Source organism: Azotobacter armeniacus (assembly GCF_054779355.1).
Genome location: NZ_BAAGYK010000001.1, coordinates 34,881 through 51,925, shown reverse-complemented (window position 1 = coordinate 51,925; position 17,045 = coordinate 34,881). Strand labels below are relative to the sequence as shown.

12 protein-coding genes are annotated in these 17,045 nt (G+C 67.9%); 6 read left to right on the top strand and 6 right to left on the bottom strand.

What is annotated here, in order from left to right; all coding sequences use genetic code 11:
* Positions 1–92: 92 nt before the first annotated feature.
* From ACYVD0_RS00235 to ACYVD0_RS00225, 3 genes are all read right to left on the bottom strand, one after another.
* Positions 93–1,841 (bottom strand): potassium/proton antiporter, encoded by a 1,749-nt coding sequence (locus ACYVD0_RS00235; RefSeq protein ID WP_460424901.1) that lies wholly within the window; start codon positions 1,839–1,841, stop codon positions 93–95.
* Positions 1,842–2,082: 241 nt separating this feature from the next.
* Complete coding sequence (locus ACYVD0_RS00230) at positions 2,083–2,295, bottom strand: tautomerase family protein (RefSeq protein ID WP_460424900.1); 213 nt, start codon at positions 2,293–2,295, stop codon at positions 2,083–2,085.
* Positions 2,283–3,488, bottom strand: coding sequence for an MFS transporter (locus ACYVD0_RS00225; protein WP_460424899.1), 1,206 nt, complete (start codon positions 3,486–3,488; stop codon positions 2,283–2,285). Before ACYVD0_RS00225 ends, ACYVD0_RS00230 begins: the two co-directional genes overlap by 13 nt.
* A 109-nt stretch (positions 3,489–3,597) precedes the next feature.
* Here ACYVD0_RS00225 and ACYVD0_RS00220 point away from each other — a divergent pair, with 109 nt between their 5' ends.
* Positions 3,598–4,488: a LysR family transcriptional regulator gene (locus ACYVD0_RS00220; protein ID WP_460424898.1), complete on the top strand. Its 891-nt coding sequence runs from the start codon at positions 3,598–3,600 to the stop codon at positions 4,486–4,488.
* A gap of 48 nt (positions 4,489–4,536) precedes the next feature.
* On the top strand, positions 4,537–5,442 hold the full coding sequence (locus ACYVD0_RS00215; protein ID WP_460424897.1) for a 23S rRNA (adenine(2030)-N(6))-methyltransferase RlmJ: 906 nt from the start codon (positions 4,537–4,539) through the stop codon (positions 5,440–5,442).
* Here ACYVD0_RS00215 and msrA read toward each other — a convergent pair whose 3' ends face one another.
* The 3 genes from msrA to aceE all read right to left on the bottom strand — a co-directional run bounded on the left by msrA (position 5,443) and on the right by aceE (position 10,504).
* A complete protein-coding gene (gene msrA / locus ACYVD0_RS00210; RefSeq protein WP_460424896.1) occupies positions 5,443–6,093 on the bottom strand; it encodes a peptide-methionine (S)-S-oxide reductase in 651 nt (216 codons plus the stop codon).
* A gap of 125 nt (positions 6,094–6,218) precedes the next feature.
* On the bottom strand, positions 6,219–7,844 hold the full coding sequence (aceF, locus tag ACYVD0_RS00205; protein ID WP_460424895.1) for a dihydrolipoyllysine-residue acetyltransferase: 1,626 nt from the start codon (positions 7,842–7,844) through the stop codon (positions 6,219–6,221).
* An 11-nt stretch (positions 7,845–7,855) separates the two neighbouring features.
* Complete coding sequence (aceE, locus tag ACYVD0_RS00200) at positions 7,856–10,504, bottom strand: pyruvate dehydrogenase (acetyl-transferring), homodimeric type (RefSeq protein ID WP_460424894.1); 2,649 nt, start codon at positions 10,502–10,504, stop codon at positions 7,856–7,858.
* 233 nt (positions 10,505–10,737) lie between these two features.
* Here aceE and glnE point away from each other — a divergent pair, with 233 nt between their 5' ends.
* The 4 genes from glnE (at position 10,738) to waaC (ending at position 16,975) form a co-directional block, all read left to right on the top strand.
* Complete coding sequence (gene glnE, locus ACYVD0_RS00195) at positions 10,738–13,680, top strand: bifunctional [glutamate--ammonia ligase]-adenylyl-L-tyrosine phosphorylase/[glutamate--ammonia-ligase] adenylyltransferase (RefSeq protein WP_460424893.1); 2,943 nt, start codon at positions 10,738–10,740, stop codon at positions 13,678–13,680.
* A 97-nt stretch (positions 13,681–13,777) separates the two neighbouring features.
* Positions 13,778–14,701, top strand: a complete 924-nt coding sequence (locus ACYVD0_RS00190; RefSeq protein WP_460424892.1) for a branched-chain amino acid aminotransferase — start codon at positions 13,778–13,780, stop codon at positions 14,699–14,701.
* A 165-nt stretch (positions 14,702–14,866) separates the two neighbouring features.
* Positions 14,867–15,916 (top strand): lipopolysaccharide heptosyltransferase II, encoded by a 1,050-nt coding sequence (gene waaF / locus ACYVD0_RS00185; RefSeq protein WP_460424891.1) that lies wholly within the window; start codon positions 14,867–14,869, stop codon positions 15,914–15,916.
* Positions 15,917–16,975: a glycosyltransferase family protein gene (gene waaC, locus ACYVD0_RS00180; protein WP_460424890.1), complete on the top strand. Its 1,059-nt coding sequence runs from the start codon at positions 15,917–15,919 to the stop codon at positions 16,973–16,975.
* Positions 16,976–17,045 lie beyond the last annotated feature (70 nt).

Below are 17,045 nucleotides of genomic sequence, written 5' to 3'. Positions count from 1 at the left end.
GGCTCATAAACTCTCCCGCTTTTCACATGGCACGCCTTTTTGAAGGGGATTGGAGAGGCTCTCACGGCACTGTTCGATTTTTTCACAACCTCTCAGAGGAACAGGGCAGGTCCCGGACGGTTGCCGTCCACGGGGAACTTCAGGCCGACCTTGCGTACCTGGTCGCCCTCGGTGGCGGCCACGGTCCAGGTCAGGCCGTTCCATTCCACATGGTCGCCGACCACCGGGTGGCCGCCGATCAGCCCGGCGATGAAGTGGCCGAGCGACTGGTTGCTGTCGATGCCGTCGAGCTTCAGACCGTAGAGCGCCGCCAGGGCGGACAGCTCGGCATCGCCCTCGAGCACGAAGTCGCCGAAGAAGCGCAGGTCCTGGCCGCGCTGTGGGGGCTGGCTGAACAGCCTGCCGAGACTCGGCAGGTCCTCCTCGTGGCCGATCACGCAGAGCAGGTCGCCGACTTCCAGGCGGGTGCTACCGGACGGGTGGAGCAGCTGGCGGCCGCGGAACAGCGCGGCGATGCGCGTGCCGTCGGGCATCTTCAGATCGCGCAGGGCGGCGCCGACGCACCACTTGCTGGCGCTCAGGCGATAGATGAACAGCTCCCACTGGCTGGTGGGATGGATCTGCAGGCCGGTCCGCGAGATCGGCGTGGGCGAGGGTGGTACTTCGACCTTGGCCTTGCGCGCCGCCCAGCCGAGGGTGGTGCCCTGCAGCAGCAGCGAGACCAGCACGATGAAGAAGGCCACGTTGAAGTACAGGTGCGCGTGGGGCAGCCCGGCCATCAGCGGGAAGACCGCGAGGATCACCGGCACCGCGCCGCGCAGGCCGACCCAGGAGATGAACAGCCGCTCGCGCAGGTTGAAGTTGGCAAACGGCAGCAGGCCGAGGAACACCGACAGCGGGCGCGCGACGAGGATCATCCACAGCGACAGGGCCAGCGCCGGCAAGGCGATGGGCAGCAGCTCGCTTGGAGTGAGCAACAGGCCGAGGACCAGGAACATGCCAATCTGGCTGATCCAGGCCAGGCCGTCGAACATATGCAGGATGCCGTGGCGGTTGCGGATCGGCTGGTTGCCCATCAGCAGACCGCAGACGTAGACGGCGAGGATGCCGCTGCCGCCGATCGCCCCGGCGATGGCGTAGATCATGATGCCGCCGCTGACCGCCAGCAGCGGATAGAGGCCGTCGGCCACGGTGAGACGGTTGATCAGCTGCAACAGCAGCCAGCCGCCGGTGAGGCCCAAGGCTATGCCGATGCCGAACTGCTGCAGCAGGCTGACCAGTACGCCCCAGCCGAAGTCGGTCTGGCCGGAGGCGAGCATGTCGATCAGGGTCACGGTGAGGAACACCGCCATGGGGTCGTTGCTGCCCGACTCGATTTCCAGGGTGGCACCGACCCGCTCGTTGAGGCCCTTGCCGTTGAGCAGATTGAACACCGCTGCGGCGTCGGTGGAGCCGACGATGGCGCCGATCAGAAGACCTTGCGGCAGGCTGAGGTCGAACAGCCAGGCGGCGGCCAGCCCGGTCAGGCCGGAGGTGACCGCCACGCCCAGGGTGGCCAGCGACATCGCCGGCCAGAGCGCCACGCGGAAGGTGGCCACGCGGGTGCGCATGCCGCCGTCGAGGAGGATTATCGCCAGGGCCAGGTTGCTGATCAGGAAGGCCAGGGAATAGTCGTCGAAGACGATGCCGCCGATGCCGTCGACCCCGGCGAGCATGCCCACGCCGAGGAAGATCACCAGGATCGGGATGCCGAGCCGCGTGGACAGGGAGCTGAGCAGGATGCTGGAGCCCACCAGCAGCGCGCCGATCAGGAACAGGGTATTGATGGTGGCGGCATCCAAATCGGGGAATCTCCTGCTCGGGAAGCGGATAGGGTCCGGCATGTATGCATGGGACGTGCCAACGGATTTAAACCGCTGCTTTGCCCGGCTGTCAAAGGATATGTTCGGGCACTTCCGGGGGAGGCGTAGAGGTTTTTTTTTCAGCCGCTTGCGGACACGGGGATGGGCTATGAAAGTTGTCTGCGGCGCGGGCCGGCGACCTGCCCGGGCGGGCGGCGCCGGCTTGTGCGGGATCTGGCTGCTACTCCTGCCCCCCTTCGTTGCGCCGGCGTTCGATGACCGGAATGCCGCCGATGCCCCAGTTGTCAGTGTCCACTTCGTCGATCACCACCACGGTGGTGGCCGGGTTCTTGCCCAGCACCTCGACCAGCAGTCGGGTAGCGCCTTCGATGAGCTGGCGTTTCTGTTCGGCGGTCACACCTTCGCGGGTGATCTTGATGTTCACGTAGGGCATTGCTGGATTTCCTTGTGCAGGGAGTGGACGGGAATCAGCCAGGTCCAGACGAGCGCCCAGAGCAGGGCGCCGGCGCCGAGGGCGAAGCTCTGCGTCAGGCTGCCGCCCTGGCCGACCCAGAGCCCGGCCAGCCAGGGGCCGACGAGCTGGGCGCCGCCGTACAGGGCGATCAGCGCGGCGGACAGGCGCGGCCCCTGGTGTGGCTGCAGGCTGCGTGCCAGGCGCTGGGTCAGCAGCACGCTGCCGACAAAGGTTCCGCCCACCAGCAGGGCGCAGAGCAGCACGCCGGATGCGCCCGGCCAGAGCAGCGGGGCGGCGGCGCCGATGGCCTGCAGGGCATAGCTGGCGAGCAGCGCGCGGCGGTCGCCAAGGCGTGCGCCCAGGTGGTTCCACAGCGGGATCGACAGCAGGCAGGCCAGGGCGGCCCAGCGCCAGGCGCCTTCGAGCAGCGGATCGCCGGCCGGCAGTTGCTCGCGGGCCAGGGTAGGCAGGAAGGTCATCGGCAGGATGTAGCCGAGGCCGGCGCCGGCGTAGGCGAGAAACAGCGGCGTGCTGGCCCGGTCGAACAGCGCCGTGGCGGGTGGCGGGCCGTTTTCCGAGTCGCTCGCCGGGCGGGGCGGCAGGCGCAGGCGGGCAAGCAGCCAGGCGCTGAGCATGGCCAGCGGCACGGCCAGGGCGGCCATCGGCAGCCAGCGCTGCGCGCCGGCGAGCGCGTCGGCCGGCCAGTTGGCCAGGCCGTTGGAGAGCAGCAGGCCGGCGGCGAAGCCGAGGTAGACCAGGCCACTCAGCCCGGCGCGCTGCCGGCTGGCCAGCCATTCGAGGACCAGCGCCGGGGCGAGGACGAACACCACGCCGTTGCTGATGCCGTTGGCCAGGCGCAGGACCAGGAGCAGCGCGTAGTCGCTGGCGAAGCACTGCGCCAGGGTCAGCAGGGCGTTCAGCAGCAGTGCCAGGGGCAGGCCCAGGCGCAGCCGCGGCGGGGCGTGGAGAGCCAGGGCGAGCAGGGCGCCGAGCAGATAACCGATGTAGTTCCAGGTCGCCAGCTGCGAGCCCTGCTGCAGATCGACCAGACCGTCGGCGAGAAAGTGCGGCAGCAGCGGGGTGAAGGCGAAGCGGCCAAGTGCATGCACCACCACCAGCGCGGCGCTGCCGCCCAGCAGGGCCAGGAGGATCTGACGGGGCTGTGCAGTCATGGACGGGGTTCTTCCTTGGTTTTTTTCGCTACCTTAGCGATTGTCCAAAGGTGACTGCCAGTGAAAAATACTGAAGTAGATTTTCACTTTTGATGTTGTCGAGGTGTCCATGTCGTCCTGGGAGCGGCTCAACCCCCAGCTGCTGCGCCATTTCCTCGCGGTCAGTCGCGCCGGTTCGCTGATCGGCGCGGCCCAGCAGCTGCATTGTGTGCCATCGAACGTCTCCGCGCGGCTGCGCCAGCTGGAAGCCCAGTTGGGCGTCGCACTCTTCCAGCGTCAGGCTCAACGCCTGCGCCTGACCCCGGCGGGAATCCGCCTGCTGCCCCATGCCGAGCGGATGGAGCAGCTCTGCCGGGCGGCCTGGAGCAGTGTCCAGGAGGACCTCTGGGCCGGCGAGCTGCGCCTGGGCTCCATGGAAACCACCGCCGCCGTGCGCCTGCCCGAGGTGCTGGCGGCCTTCCACCGGGAAGCGCCGCGGCTTGAGCTGAGCCTGGTGACCGGCACCAGCGGCCATCTGCTCGGCGAGGTGCTCGCCGGACGGCTGGACGCCGCGCTGATCGGCGGTCCCTACGAGGACCCGCGGTTGCACGGCGAAGTGCTGTGGCACGAGGAGCTGGTGCTGGTGCTGCCGGAAGGACAGACTCCGGAATCCCTGGAGCAGGCGCCGGTGATCCTGCTCGGCTTTCCCAACGGCTGTCACTACCGCGAGCGCCTGGAGCGCTGGAGCGAGCGCCACCGCCTGCAGATCGGCGCGCGGCAGAGCTATGGCTCAATCGATGCGATCCTTGGCGGCGCTGCCGCCGGCATGGGCGTCGGCCTGCTGCCGCGCAGCCTGCTGGAGCTGCATCCGCGCGGGCGGCTGGTGTGCTGGCAGCCGATCGAGGCGGATCTGGCGGCGGCGCCGACGCTGTTGGTACGCCGTCGCGACGCGCCGGCGCACGGGGCGCTGGAGCACCTGCTCGAACTGCTGCGGGCGCCACCTTCACAAGCGACTGCTTGAGTCTGCCGGCAAGCGGGTAAACTGTGCGGCCCGAGGAGTCCGCCTGCCATGAACTACCGCCACGCCTTCCATGCCGGCAACCATGCCGACGTCTTGAAACACTTGACCCTGGCCCGCCTGATCGCCCTGCTGGCGCGCAAGGAGGCCCCCTTCGCCTACCTCGACAGCCACGCCGGCGTCGGTCTCTACGATCTGCGGGGTGATGCGGCCAGCCGCACCGGCGAATGGCTGGAGGGCATCGGCCGCTTATGGGACGCGGCGGATCTGCCCGCGCCGGTCGCCGACTACCTGCGTGTGGTGCGCGAGCTGAATGCGGAGGGCGCACTGCGCCACTACCCCGGCTCGCCCGAGTTGGCACGGCGCCTGAGCCGCCCGCAGGATCGCCTGCTGCTCAACGAGAAGCACCCCGAGGATGGCCGCCTGCTCAAGGAGAACATGGCCGGCGACCGCCGTGTCACGGTGCACCTGGGCGAGGGCTGGCATATCCCGCGGGCCCTGCTGCCGGTGGCGGAGAAGCGCGCCCTGCTGCTGATCGACCCGCCCTTCGAGCAGGCCGACGAGCTGGAGCGCTGTGCCCTGGCGCTGCGGGAGGCGCTCGGCCGCATGCGCCAGACGGTGGTAGCGATCTGGTACCCGATCAAGGACCTGCGCCAGCTCCGGCGCTTCTATCAGGATCTGCAGAAGAGCGGCGCGCCCAAGCTGCTGCGCGCCGAGCTCTACGTACATCCGGCCGACGAGGCGCAGCGCCTGAACGGCTCGGGTCTGGCGATCGCCAACCCGCCGTGGGGGCTGGAGGAGGAACTGCGCCAGCTGCTGCCCTGGCTGGCCGGACGCCTGGCGCAGAGCCAGGACGGCTGGCGGCTCGACTGGCTGATCGAGGAGCAGCCGGCTGCCGACAAACCCGTCACCAAATCCGCTGTTCAGGCGGTCGGGCGCAAGGGACGCAAGGGCTGATCAGGCCGGCGGTAGACATACCCCGGTGCCGCTCAGCCCGCAGTAGCCACCGGGGTTCTTCGCCAGGTACTGCTGGTGATAGGCCTCGGCGTAGTAGAACGGTGGGGCGTCGGCGATTTCCGTGGTGACCGGGCCGTATCCGGCCTTCGCCAGTTCCGCCTGGAAGCGCTCCCGGCTGGCCTCGGCGGCGGCGCGCTGGGCGGCATCGAAGCAGTAGATCGCCGAGCGGTACTGGGTGCCGATGTCGCCGCCCTGGCGCATGCCCTGGGTCGGGTCGTGGATTTCCCAGAAAGACTTCAGCAGCGCCGGGTAGTCGGTCTCCTGCGGATCGAACACCACCAGCACCACCTCCGTATGCCCGGTCAGGCCGGAGCAGACCTCTTCATAAGTCGGATTCGGCGTAAAGCCACCGGCGTAGCCCACCGCTGTGCTCCACACGCCGGGCTGCTGCCAGAAGCGCCGCTCGGCGCCCCAGAAGCAGCCTAGGCCGAACAGCGCCTGCTGCAGTCCGGCGGGGAAGGGCGGTTTCAGGAAATGGCCGTTGACGTAGTGGGCCGCCGGTACTGGCATGGCCTCGGCTCGTCCGGGCAGCGCCTGGGCGGGGTCGGGGAGGGCCAGCTTGTGGGCGAGAATCTGCGAGCGCAGCACCATGGGAGTTCTCCTTGGGGTTTGACGATACGTCGCCGGCTATCCTAGCGTGCGGAAATAAAAAAGCCCCGCCACATGGGCAGGGCTGAAGATTAAAGAGCGTGGCGGGTTCGCTCTTTAAGGGAGGTTCACAGCAGCAGTGAACGGATATCCGTCAGCAGGTCGCTGAGGCGCTTGGTGAAGCGCGCCGCGGCGGCGCCGTTGATTACCCTGTGGTCGTAGGACAGCGACAGCGGCAGCATCAGGCGCGGCTGGAAGGCCTTGCCGTCCCACACTGGCTGCATCGTGGCCTTGGAGACGCCGAGGATCGCCACTTCCGGCGCGTTGACGATCGGCGTGAAGCTGGTGCCGCCGATGTGGCCGAGGCTGGAGATGGTGAAGCAGGCGCCCTGCATGGCGTCGGCACCGAGCTTCTTGGTGCGCGCCTTCTCCGCCAGTTCGGCGGCCTCGGCGGCCAGTTGCAGCAGGCTCTTCTGGTCGACGTTGCGGATCACCGGTACCAGCAGGCCGTCCGGAGTATCCACGGCGAAGCCGATGTGCACGTACTTCTTGCGGATCACTGCCTGGCCGCCGGGGGCCAGGGAGCTGTTGAAGTCCGGCAGCTCCTTGAGCAGGTAGGCGCAGGTCTTGAGCAGCAGCGGCAGCACGGTCAGCTTGACCCCGGCCTTCTCGGCGACGGCCTTCTGCGCGACGCGGAAGGCTTCCAGCTCGGTGATGTCGGCCGAGTCGAACTGGGTCACGTGCGGCACGTTCAGCCAGCTGCGGTGCAGGTTGGCGGCGCCGACCTGCATCAGGCGGGTCATCGGCACCTCTTCCACCTCGCCGTACTTGGCGAAGTCGACCGGCGGAATCGGCGGGATGCCGGCGCCACCGGTCGTGCCGGCGGCCGGCGCCTCCTTGGCCTTCAGCATCATTGCCTTGACGTAGACCTGCACGTCCTCCTTGAGGATGCGCCCGCGCGGGCCGCTGGCGTTCACCGCCGCCAGGTCGACGCCGAACTCGCGAGCCAGCTGGCGCACTGCCGGACCCGCATGCACCTTGGCGCCGTTGCGGGTCGGCGCGCCGACCGGCGCCGGTGCTGCAGCCGGGGCCGCTGCCGGAGCGGCGGCCGGCTGAGCCGGGGCTGCCGCAGGGGCGGGCGCCGCAGCGGCTGCCGGTGCCGCTGCGGCGCCGGCGGCGCGCAGGGTGAGGATCAGATCGCCAGTGCCGACTTCGTCGTTCAGCGTGATGGCGACGCTCTCCACGAGGCCGGCGGCCGGGGAGGGAATCTCCATGCTGGCCTTGTCGGACTCCAGCACGATCAGCGACTGCTCGGCCTGGACCTCGTCGCCAGCCTTGACCAGCACCTCGATGATCTTCGCCTTGCCGGACGAGCCGATGTCGGGAACTCGGACCTCCTGGCTCACGGCCGCGGCTGGTGCGGATTCGGCAGCGGCTCCGGGAGAGGGCGCCTCGGCCTCGTCGACGGCCTGTGTCGGCGCGGCGGGCACGGCCGCCGCGGTAGCCGGTTCCGCAGCTGCGCCTGCGGCAGGCTCCAGCTCGATGATCGCGTCGCCTTCCTTGAGCTTGTCGCCCAGCTTGACGCTCACGCTCTTGACCTTCCCGGCCCTGGGGCTGGGGACTTCCATACTGGCCTTGGCGGATTCCAGCACCACCAAGCCCTGCTCGACCTCGATGAGGTCGCCGGCCTTGATCAGCAGCTCGATGACTTCCCCATCACCGCCGATATCGGGTACGCGGATGATTTCGCTCACGATAGGTCTCCTCAGCAGTCCAGGGGGTTGCGCTTGTCGGGGTTAATACCGAACTTGGCGATGGCTTCGGCCACCACCTTGGCCTCGATGTCGCCGCGATCAGCCAGCGCTTCCAGCGCGGCCAGCACCACCCAGTAGCGGTCCACCTCGAAGAAGTGGCGCAGCTTCTTGCGGCTGTCGCTGCGGCCGAAGCCGTCGGTGCCGAGCACCTTGTATTCCTTGCTCGGGACCCACTGGCGGATCTGGTCGGCGAACAGTTTCATGTAGTCGGTGGAGGCCACCACCGGACCTTTGCGGCCGTTCAGGCACTGCTCGACATAGCTCTGCTCCGGCTTCTGTTCCGGGTGCAGACGGTTGCGGCGCTCTACGGCCAGACCGTCGCGGCGCAGCTCGTTGAAGCTGGTCACGCTCCACACGTCGGCAGCGATGTTGTAATCCTCACGGAGGATCTTCGCCGCCTCGCGCACTTCGCGCAGGATGGTGCCGCTGCCGAGCAACTGGACATGGTGTGCGGCGTCGCGCTTTTCTTCCTCGAGCAGGTACATGCCCTTGACGATACCTTCCTCGACGCCTTCCGGCATGGCCGGCTGGGCATAGGCCTCGTTCATCGCGGTGAGGTAGTAGAAGACGTTCTGCTGCTCTTCGGTCATCTGGCGGATGCCTTCGCGGATGATCACCGCCATCTCGTAGGCATAGGTCGGATCATAGGTGCGGCAGTTGGGGATGGTCGAGGCCATGATGTGGCTGTGACCGTCCTCGTGCTGCAGGCCTTCGCCGTTGAGGGTGGTGCGTCCGGCAGTGCCACCGATCAGGAAGCCGCGCGCCTGGCTGTCGCCGGCCGCCCAGGCCAGGTCGCCGATGCGCTGGAAGCCGAACATCGAGTAGTACACGTAGAACGGCAGCATCGGCTGGTTGTGGTTGCTGTACGAGGTCGCCGCGGCGATCCAGCTGGACATGGCGCCGGCCTCGTTGATGCCTTCCTCGAGGATCTGGCCCTTCTTGTCCTCGCGATAGAACATCACCTGGTCCTTGTCCACCGGCTCGTAGAGCTGGCCGACCGAGGAGTAGATGCCGAGCTGGCGGAACATGCCTTCCATGCCGAAGGTGCGCGCCTCGTCGGGGATGATCGGCACGATGCGGCTACCCAGTTCCTTGTCCTTGACCAACTGCGCGAGGATCCTCACGAAGGCCATGGTGGTGGAGATTTCGCGGTCGCCGGTGCCGTCGAGGATCGCCTTGAGGCTGTCCAGCGGCGGGGTCGGGATGCTGATGCTCTTGCTGCGGCGCTGCGGCACGAAACCGCCCAGGGCCTCGCGGCGGCTGCGCAGATACTTCATTTCCGGGCTGTTCTCGTCCGGCCGGTAGAACGGCAGGGTTTCCAGCTCCTCGTCCTTCAGCGGGATGTCGAACTTGTCGCGGAACAGCTTCAGGCTCTCGACATCGACCTTCTTCACGTTATGGGCGATGTTCTTCGCCTCGCCGGCACCGGTGCCGTAGCCCTTGATGGTCTTGGCGAGGATCACGCTCGGCTGGCCCTTGTGGTTGACCGCCTGGTGATAGGCGGCATAGACCTTGTAGGGGTCGTGGCCGCCACGGTTGAGCTTCCAGATGTCCTCGTCGGACATGTCCTTGACCATCTCCTGCAGCTCGGGACGCGCGCCGAAGAAATGCTTGCGCACGAAGGCGCCGTCTTTGGCCTTGTAGTTCTGGTAGTCGCCGTCGACCACCTCGTCCATGCGCTGCTGCAGCAGGCCGGCATGGTCCTTGGCGAACAGCGGGTCCCAGAAGCGGCCCCAGACCACCTTGTTGACGTTCCAGTGGGCGCCGCGGAACACGCCTTCCAGCTCCTGGATGATCTTGCCGTTGCCGCGAACCGGGCCGTCGAGGCGCTGCAGGTTGCAGTTGATAACGAAGATCAGATTGTCCAGCTTCTCGCGGCCAGCCAGGGCGATGGCGCCGAGGGATTCCGGCTCGTCGCACTCGCCGTCACCCATGAAGCACCAGACCTTCTGCTTGCCGGGGGTGATGAAGCCGCGGTCTTCCAGGTACTTCATGAAGCGCGCCTGGTAGATCGCCTGGATCGGGCCCAGGCCCATGGAGACGGTGGGGAACTGCCAGAAGTCCGGCATCAGATGGGGATGCGGGTAGGAGGGCAGGCCGTTGCCGTCGACCTCCTGCCGGTAGTTCTGCATCTGATCTTCGCTGAGGCGGCCTTCGAGGAAGGCACGGGCGTAGATGCCGGGGGAGGCATGGCCCTGGAAGTAGATCAGATCGCCGCCGTGTTCCGCTGTGGGCGCCTGGAAGAAATAGTTGAAACCGATATCGTAGAGGGTGGCGCTGGAGGCGAAGCTGGAGATGTGGCCACCCAGGTCCGGATCCTTCTTGTTCGCCCGCATGACCGTGGCCAGCGCGTTCCAACGCACCAGGGAGCGGATGCGGCGTTCCATGAACAGGTCGCCGGGCATTTGCGCTTCGTGGGTCACCGGAATGGTGTTGCGGTAGGGCGTTGTGATCGCGTAGGGCAGTTGGGTGCCCGTGCGGGTGGCCAGCTCACCCATCCGGGTCAGCAGATATTGGGCGCGGTCTTCGCCTTCGTGATCGAGGACGGATTCGAGGGCGTCCAACCACTCCTGGGTTTCGATGGGGTCAAGGTCTTGCATGTCTTGCTCCATAGCGGAAAGCTTCCCTGAGTCGGGAGCCTGGATACGCAACCGGCCTTATGGGCGGTTGCGGGATTGTTTTTAGTGGGTCGGCGGGTGATCCAACCGTCTTGTAGTTTTACTACAAAACAATGGCGCTTTCAGCCCCCCTCCCAAGGATTTTTGTAAAATCCTTCCGATGGCTGTGCTTCGAGCCGCTTGCGGACGGGCCTGGCCGAAACAGGACATAAAGCATGAGCCTACCTAGGCTGGTCGCCCTGCCCGCCTCGCTGGAAGCCTTGGCCAGCCGTGCCCTGGAGGCGTTCGAGCGGGTCGTCGGCACCCTTGGCGGCGACCCGGTGACACCTTTTTCCGGCTGGCCCGAGGCGCGCCGCGCGGCCTTCGCGCGAGTCTGCGCGAATAGCGAGTTCGTCGCCGAGCAGGCACTGCGCGATCCCGCGATGCTCCTGCAGCTGGCCGACAGCGGCGCCCTGGAAAGCTCCCTGGCGGCGGGCGAGCTATACGGACAGCTCGCCGCGCTGCTCGCCAACTGCGGGGACGAGGAGGAGCTGGGCCGATGCCTGCGGCGCTTTCGCAGCCGCCAGCAGCTGCGTATCGTCTGGCGCGACATCAGCCGCCAGGCGGACCTGGGCGAGACCTGCCGCGACCTCTCCGAACTCGCCGACGCCTGCATCGAGCTGGCCTGCTGCTGGCTGCACGAGCGGCTCTGCACACAGTTCGGCACGCCGCTCGGGCGCCGCTCCGGGCAGCCACAGCAGCTGGTGGTGCTCGGCATGGGCAAGCTGGGCGCCGGCGAGCTGAACCTGTCCTCGGACATCGACCTGATCTTCGCCTACCCGGAAGGCGGCGAGACCGATGAGGGGCGGCGCTCCCTGGACAACCAGGAGTTCTTCGTCCGTCTCGGTCAGAAGCTGATCCGCGCGTTGGATGCCATCACTGTGGACGGCCAGGTCTTCCGCGTCGACATGCGCCTGCGCCCCTATGGCGCCAGCGGGCCCTTAGTCTACAGCTTCAGCGCCATGGAGCAGTACTACCAGGACCAAGGGCGTGACTGGGAGCGCTATGCGATGATCAAGGCGCGGGTGGTCGGCGGCGACCGCGAGGCCGGGCGCCAGCTGCTGGAGATGCTGCAGCCGTTCGTCTACCGGCGCTACCTGGACTTCTCCGCCATCGAGGCGCTGCGCGATATGAAGCAGCTGATCCGCCAGGAGGTGCGCCGCAAGGGCATGGCGGACAACGTCAAGCTGGGCGCTGGCGGCATCCGTGAGGTGGAGTTCGTCGCTCAGGTGTTCCAACTGATCCATGGCGGCCGCGACCGGAGCCTGCAACAGCGGCCGCTGCTGCAGGTGCTGGCCACCCTCGAAGAGCAGGGCTACCTGCCGCCGGCAGTGGTGGCCGAGCTGCGCGAGGGCTATGAGTTCCTGCGTTACACGGAGCATGCCCTGCAGGCCATCGCCGACCGCCAGACGCAGATGCTCCCGGACGGCGAGCTCGACCGGGCGCGGGTCGCCTGCATGCTCGGCTGCGCCGACTGGGATGAGTTCCTCGGCCGGCTGGCGCACTGGCGCGAGCGGGTCGACTGGCACTTCCGCCAGGTGATCGCCGCTCCCGGCGAGGACGAGGCAGCCGACGAGCGGCCGGTCGATGCTCAGTGGCTGCCGCTGTGGGAGAGTGCTGGCGACGAGGCGTCGATCTGCCGGCAGCTTGCCGAGGCCGGCTTCGCCGATCCGCAGTTGCTCTGCCAACGCCTCGCGGCGCTGCGCGGCGGCAGCCAGGTGCGCAGCATGCAGCGTCTCGGCCGCGAACGGTTGGATGCCTTCATTCCGCAACTGCTGGCCTTGGCGGTGGGGCAGGACAACCCCGATCTGGTGCTGGAGCGGGTGCTGCCGCTGGTCGAGGCGGTGGCGCGGCGCTCCGCCTACCTGGTGCTGCTCACGGAAAACCCCGGCGCCCTACAGCGCCTGCTTGTCCTCTGCGCAGCCAGTCCGTGGGTCGCCGAGCAGATCGCCCGCTTTCCCCTGTTGCTCGATCAGCTGCTCAACGAGGAGCGCCTGTACAGCCCGCCACAGGAGGCGGAGCTGGCTGCCGAGCTGAGCGAGCTGCTGCTGCGCATCCCCGAGGACGACCTGGAGCAGCAGATGGAGGCGCTGCGCCACTTCAAGCTGGCCCACCGGCTGCGCGTCGCCGCCTCGGAAATCGCCGGCACCCTGCCGCTGATGAAGGTCAGCGACTACCTGACCTGGCTGGCCGAGGCGATCCTCGACCAGGTGCTGAAGCTCGCCTGGCGGCAGATGGTCGCCCGCCATGGCAGCCCCAGACGCAGCGACGGCAGCCCCTGCGACCCGGATTTCGTCATCGTCGGCTACGGCAAGGTCGGCGGCATCGAGCTGGGGCATGGCTCGGACCTGGATCTGGTGTTCATCCACGACGGCGATCCGCAGGCCGAGACCGACGGTGCTAAGCCGATCGACGGTGCGCAGTTCTTCACCCGCCTGGGCCAGCGCATCATCCATCTGCTCACCGCGCAGACCCCCTCCGGGCAGCTCTACGAGGTGGACATGCGCCTGCGCCCGAGCGGCAACGCGGGACTGCTGGTCAGCTCGCTCGGCGCCTTCCAGCGCTACCAGGAGCGCGAGGCCTGGACTTGGGAGCATCAGGCGCTGGTGCGTGCCCGGGTGCTGGTCGGCTGCCCGCGGCTGGCCGCCGCCTTCGAGCAGGTGCGCGTGCAGGTGCTGGCCCGTCCGCGCGAGCTGGATAGCCTACGCCGCGCGGTCGGCGAAATGCGCGCGAAGATGCGCGATAACCTCGGCACCTCGGTCACGGCCGCCGGCACGGCGGAAAACGCCTTCGAGGCGGCGTTCCCCTTCAATCTCAAGCAGGATGCCGGCGGTATCGTCGATATCGAATTTATGGTGCAATATGCGGCCCTCGCCTGGTCGCACCAGCATCCCGCGCTGTTGCGCTACACCGACAACATCCGGATTCTGGACGGCCTCGCGCAGGCCGGCCTGCTACCGTGCGACGAGGTTCGCCTGCTGCAGGAGGCGTACAAGGCCTATCGCGCCGCGGCTCACCGCCTGGCCCTGCAGAAGCAGCCGGGGGTGGTGGGCGGCGATCAGTTCCGGGACGAACGTCGTGCGGTGATGCGAATCTGGCGGGAGCTGGGGTTGAGCTGAGCGGGGCGCCTGAGGGGGCCTGCCGAAGGGGTGGCGCAGGGGCGCTGCCCGATCTGGGTGTGTATTACGTATCGAATTCTTGAGGAGCAGGCTAATTATGTCGATGGCCGACCGTGATGGTGTGATCTGGTACGACGGCGAACTGGTGCAGTGGCGCGAGGCGACCACCCATGTGCTGACCCACAGCCTGCACTACGGGATGGGCGTGTTCGAGGGCGTGCGTGCCTACAACACTCCGCAGGGCACGGCGATCTTCCGTCTGCAGGCGCACACTGATCGCCTGTTCGACTCGGCGCACATCATGGGCATGAAGATCCCCTTCACCAAGGACGAGATCAACGAGGCGACCCGCGCCGCGGTGCGCGAGAACAAGCTGGACAGCGCCTACATCCGCCCGCTGGCTTTCTACGGCTCGGAAGGCATGGGCCTGCGCGCCAGCGGCCTGAAGGTCCGCGTCATCGTCGCTGCCTGGCACTGGGGCGCTTACATGGGCGAGGACGCGCTGGAGCAGGGCATCCGCATCCGCACCAGTTCCTTCACCCGCCATCATGTGAACATCACCATGACCCGCGCCAAGTCCAGCGGCGCCTACGTCAACTCGATGCTGGCCCTGCAGGAGGCGATCTCCGGCGGCGCCGACGAGGCCCTGCTGCTCGATCCTGAAGGCTACGTGGCCGAGGGTTCGGGAGAGAACATCTTCATCGTCAAGGACGGCGTGATCTATACCCCGGAAGTCACCGCCTGTCTGAACGGCATCACCCGCAGCACCGTGCTGACCCTGGCCCGCGAGATGGGCATCGAGATCGTCGAGAAGCGCATCACCCGCGACGAGGTGTACATCGCCGACGAGGCCTTCTTCACCGGCACCGCCGCCGAGGTCACGCCGATCCGCGAAGTGGACGGCCGGCAGATCGGTATCGGCCGCCGCGGCCCGGTCAGCGAGAAGCTGCAACGTGCTTATTTCGACCTGGTCACCGGCAAGACCGACGCCCATCCCGAGTGGCGTACCCTGGTCAAGTAACAGGCGGCAGGCTGCAAGGCGTAGGGTGGGTTAGGTCGAAGACCGTAACCCACCATCCGGCCCAAGGGGCCGGCCAATGAGAATTTCTGCGGACATCGACGGTGGGTTACGCCGCTGTCGCGGCTAACCCACCCTACGGATCTTTCCGCTTCTGGCTTCCAGTTTATGAATATCCTGATCATCGGTCCCAGCTGGGTCGGCGACATGGTGATGGCGCAGACCTTGTTCGTCTGCCTGAAGCAGTGCCTGCCTGGTTGCGCGATCGACGTGCTGGCGCCCGAGTGGAGCCGGCCGATCCTTGAGCGCATGCCCGAAGTGCGCCGCGCACTGAGCTTTCCGCTCGGCCACGGCGTGCTCGAGCTGGCCACCCGCTGGCGGGTCGCCCGGGGCCTGCGCGGCCAGTACGACCAGGCGATCCTGTTGCCCAACTCGTTGAAGTCGGCGCTGGTGCCGTTCTTCGCCGGCATTCCGAAACGCACCGGCTGGCGCGGCGAGATGCGCTTTGGGCTGCTCAACGACATCCGCCGGCTGGACAAGGAGCGCTACCCGCTGATGATCGAGCGCTTCATGGCGCTCGCCTACGCGTCCGGCGCCGAGTTGCCGCAGCCCTATCCCCGTCCGCAGCTGGCGATCGATCCGGTCAGCCGCGCGGCGGCGCTGGAAAAATTCGGCCTGAAGCTCGACCGGCCGCTGCTGGCGCTCTGTCCCGGCGCCGAGTTCGGCGAGGCCAAGCGCTGGCCGGCCGAACACTATGCCGCCGTGGCCGAGGCGAAGCTGCGCGCCGGCTGGCAGGTCTGGCTGTTCGGCTCGAAGAACGACCACCCGGTCGGCGAGGCGATCCGCGCGGCACTGGCGCCCGAGCTGCGCGGGGCGACGGCCAACCTGGCCGGGGAAACCAGCCTGGCCGAGGCGCTCGACCTTTTGTCCTGCGCCGACTCGGTGGTTTCCAACGATTCCGGGCTGATGCACGTGGCCGCGGCGCTGGGCCGCCCGCTGGTGGCGGTGTACGGCTCCACCTCGCCGCAGTTCACCCCGCCGCTGGCCGAGCGGGTGGAGATCGTCCGCCTGGGCCTGGAGTGCAGCCCCTGCTTCGAGCGTACCTGCCGCTTCGGCCATTACAACTGTCTGCGCGAGCTGTCGCCGCAGGCGGTGCTGGACGCCCTGCAGCGACTCGCCGGCGATCCCTTGCCCGACCCGCAGCTGCAGGAGCCCTGAGTGCGCATACTGCTGATCAAGACCTCCTCGCTCGGCGATGTCATCCATACCCTGCCGGCGCTGACCGACGCAGCGCAGGCGCTGCCCGGCATCCGCTTCGACTGGGTGGTGGAGGAGGGCTTCGCCGAGATTCCTGCCTGGCACCCGGCGGTGGAGCGGGTGATCCCGGTAGCCATCCGCCGTTGGCGCCGGAATTTCTGGCAGGCTGCGACCCGCGACGAGTGGCGGCGTTTCCGGCAAGGCCTCGGGGACAACCGCTATGACCTGGTGATCGACGCCCAGGGCCTCTTGAAGAGCGCCTGGCTGACCCGCCTCGGCGGAGCGCCGGTGGCCGGACTGGATCGCCGCTCGGCGCGTGAGCCGCTGGCCTGTTTCTTCTATAAGCGTCGCTATCCCGTGCCCTGGGGCCAGCACGCGGTGGAGCGGGTGCGCCAGCTGTTCGCTCAGGCGCTGGGCTACCCCCTGCCGGCGACGGTTGGCGACTACGGCCTGGACCGCCGCCGCCTGGCCGGGCCGGCCAGCACGCCCTACCTGCTGTTTCTCCACGGCACCACCTGGGACAGCAAGCACTGGCCGGAAAGCTACTGGCGCGAGCTGGCCGAGCGCATGAGCGAACAGGGCTGGGCGGTGCGCCTGCCCTGGGGCAATGCTGCAGAACAGGCCCGCGCCGGGCGCATCGCCGAGGGGCTGGCGGCGGTCGAGGTGCTGCCCAGGACCAACCTCGCCGGCGTGGCCGGAATCCTCGCCAGCGCCAGCGCCTGCGTGGCGGTGGACACCGGCCTCGGTCACCTGGCTGCAGCGCTGGACGTGCCGACCGTTTCCCTCTACGGCCCGACCGATCCGCGTCTCACCGGCGCCTACGGCCGCCGCCAGCGCCATCTGACCAGCGACTACCCGGCCTGCGTGCCCTGCTTGCAGAAGACCTGCGGCTACCAGCCGACCGAGGAGGACCGCCGCCGGCTGGATCTGACCCGCGAGCAGCCGGTGTGCTTCAGCCGCCTCGACCCGCAGCGGGTCGCCGGCGAACTGCAGGCGTTGCTGAGCGAGGCGGCGGGCTGATGCGGACCGGGCTGGCCATTTCGCCCCTCGCGCCTGCGCGCCCGGCGCCGATCCATGCTTTTGCCGACAG

What these genes read in the sequence shown, in the direction of transcription:
- ACYVD0_RS00230 (WP_460424900.1), bottom strand. Translation starts at nt 2,295, where the DNA reads ATGCCCTACGTGAACATCAAGATCACCCGCGAAGGTGTGACCGCCGAA.
- ACYVD0_RS00225 (WP_460424899.1), bottom strand. Translation starts at nt 3,488, where the DNA reads ATGACTGCACAGCCCCGTCAGATCCTCCTGGCCCTGCTGGGCGGCAGC.
- ACYVD0_RS00220 (WP_460424898.1), top strand. Translation starts at nt 3,598, where the DNA reads ATGTCGTCCTGGGAGCGGCTCAACCCCCAGCTGCTGCGCCATTTCCTC.
- ACYVD0_RS00215 (WP_460424897.1), top strand. Translation starts at nt 4,537, where the DNA reads ATGAACTACCGCCACGCCTTCCATGCCGGCAACCATGCCGACGTCTTG.
- msrA (WP_460424896.1), bottom strand. Translation starts at nt 6,093, where the DNA reads ATGGTGCTGCGCTCGCAGATTCTCGCCCACAAGCTGGCCCTCCCCGAC.
- aceE (WP_460424894.1), bottom strand. Translation starts at nt 10,504, where the DNA reads ATGCAAGACCTTGACCCCATCGAAACCCAGGAGTGGTTGGACGCCCTC.
- glnE (WP_460424893.1), top strand. Translation starts at nt 10,738, where the DNA reads ATGAGCCTACCTAGGCTGGTCGCCCTGCCCGCCTCGCTGGAAGCCTTG.
- ACYVD0_RS00190 (WP_460424892.1), top strand. Translation starts at nt 13,778, where the DNA reads ATGTCGATGGCCGACCGTGATGGTGTGATCTGGTACGACGGCGAACTG.
- waaF (WP_460424891.1), top strand. Translation starts at nt 14,867, where the DNA reads ATGAATATCCTGATCATCGGTCCCAGCTGGGTCGGCGACATGGTGATG.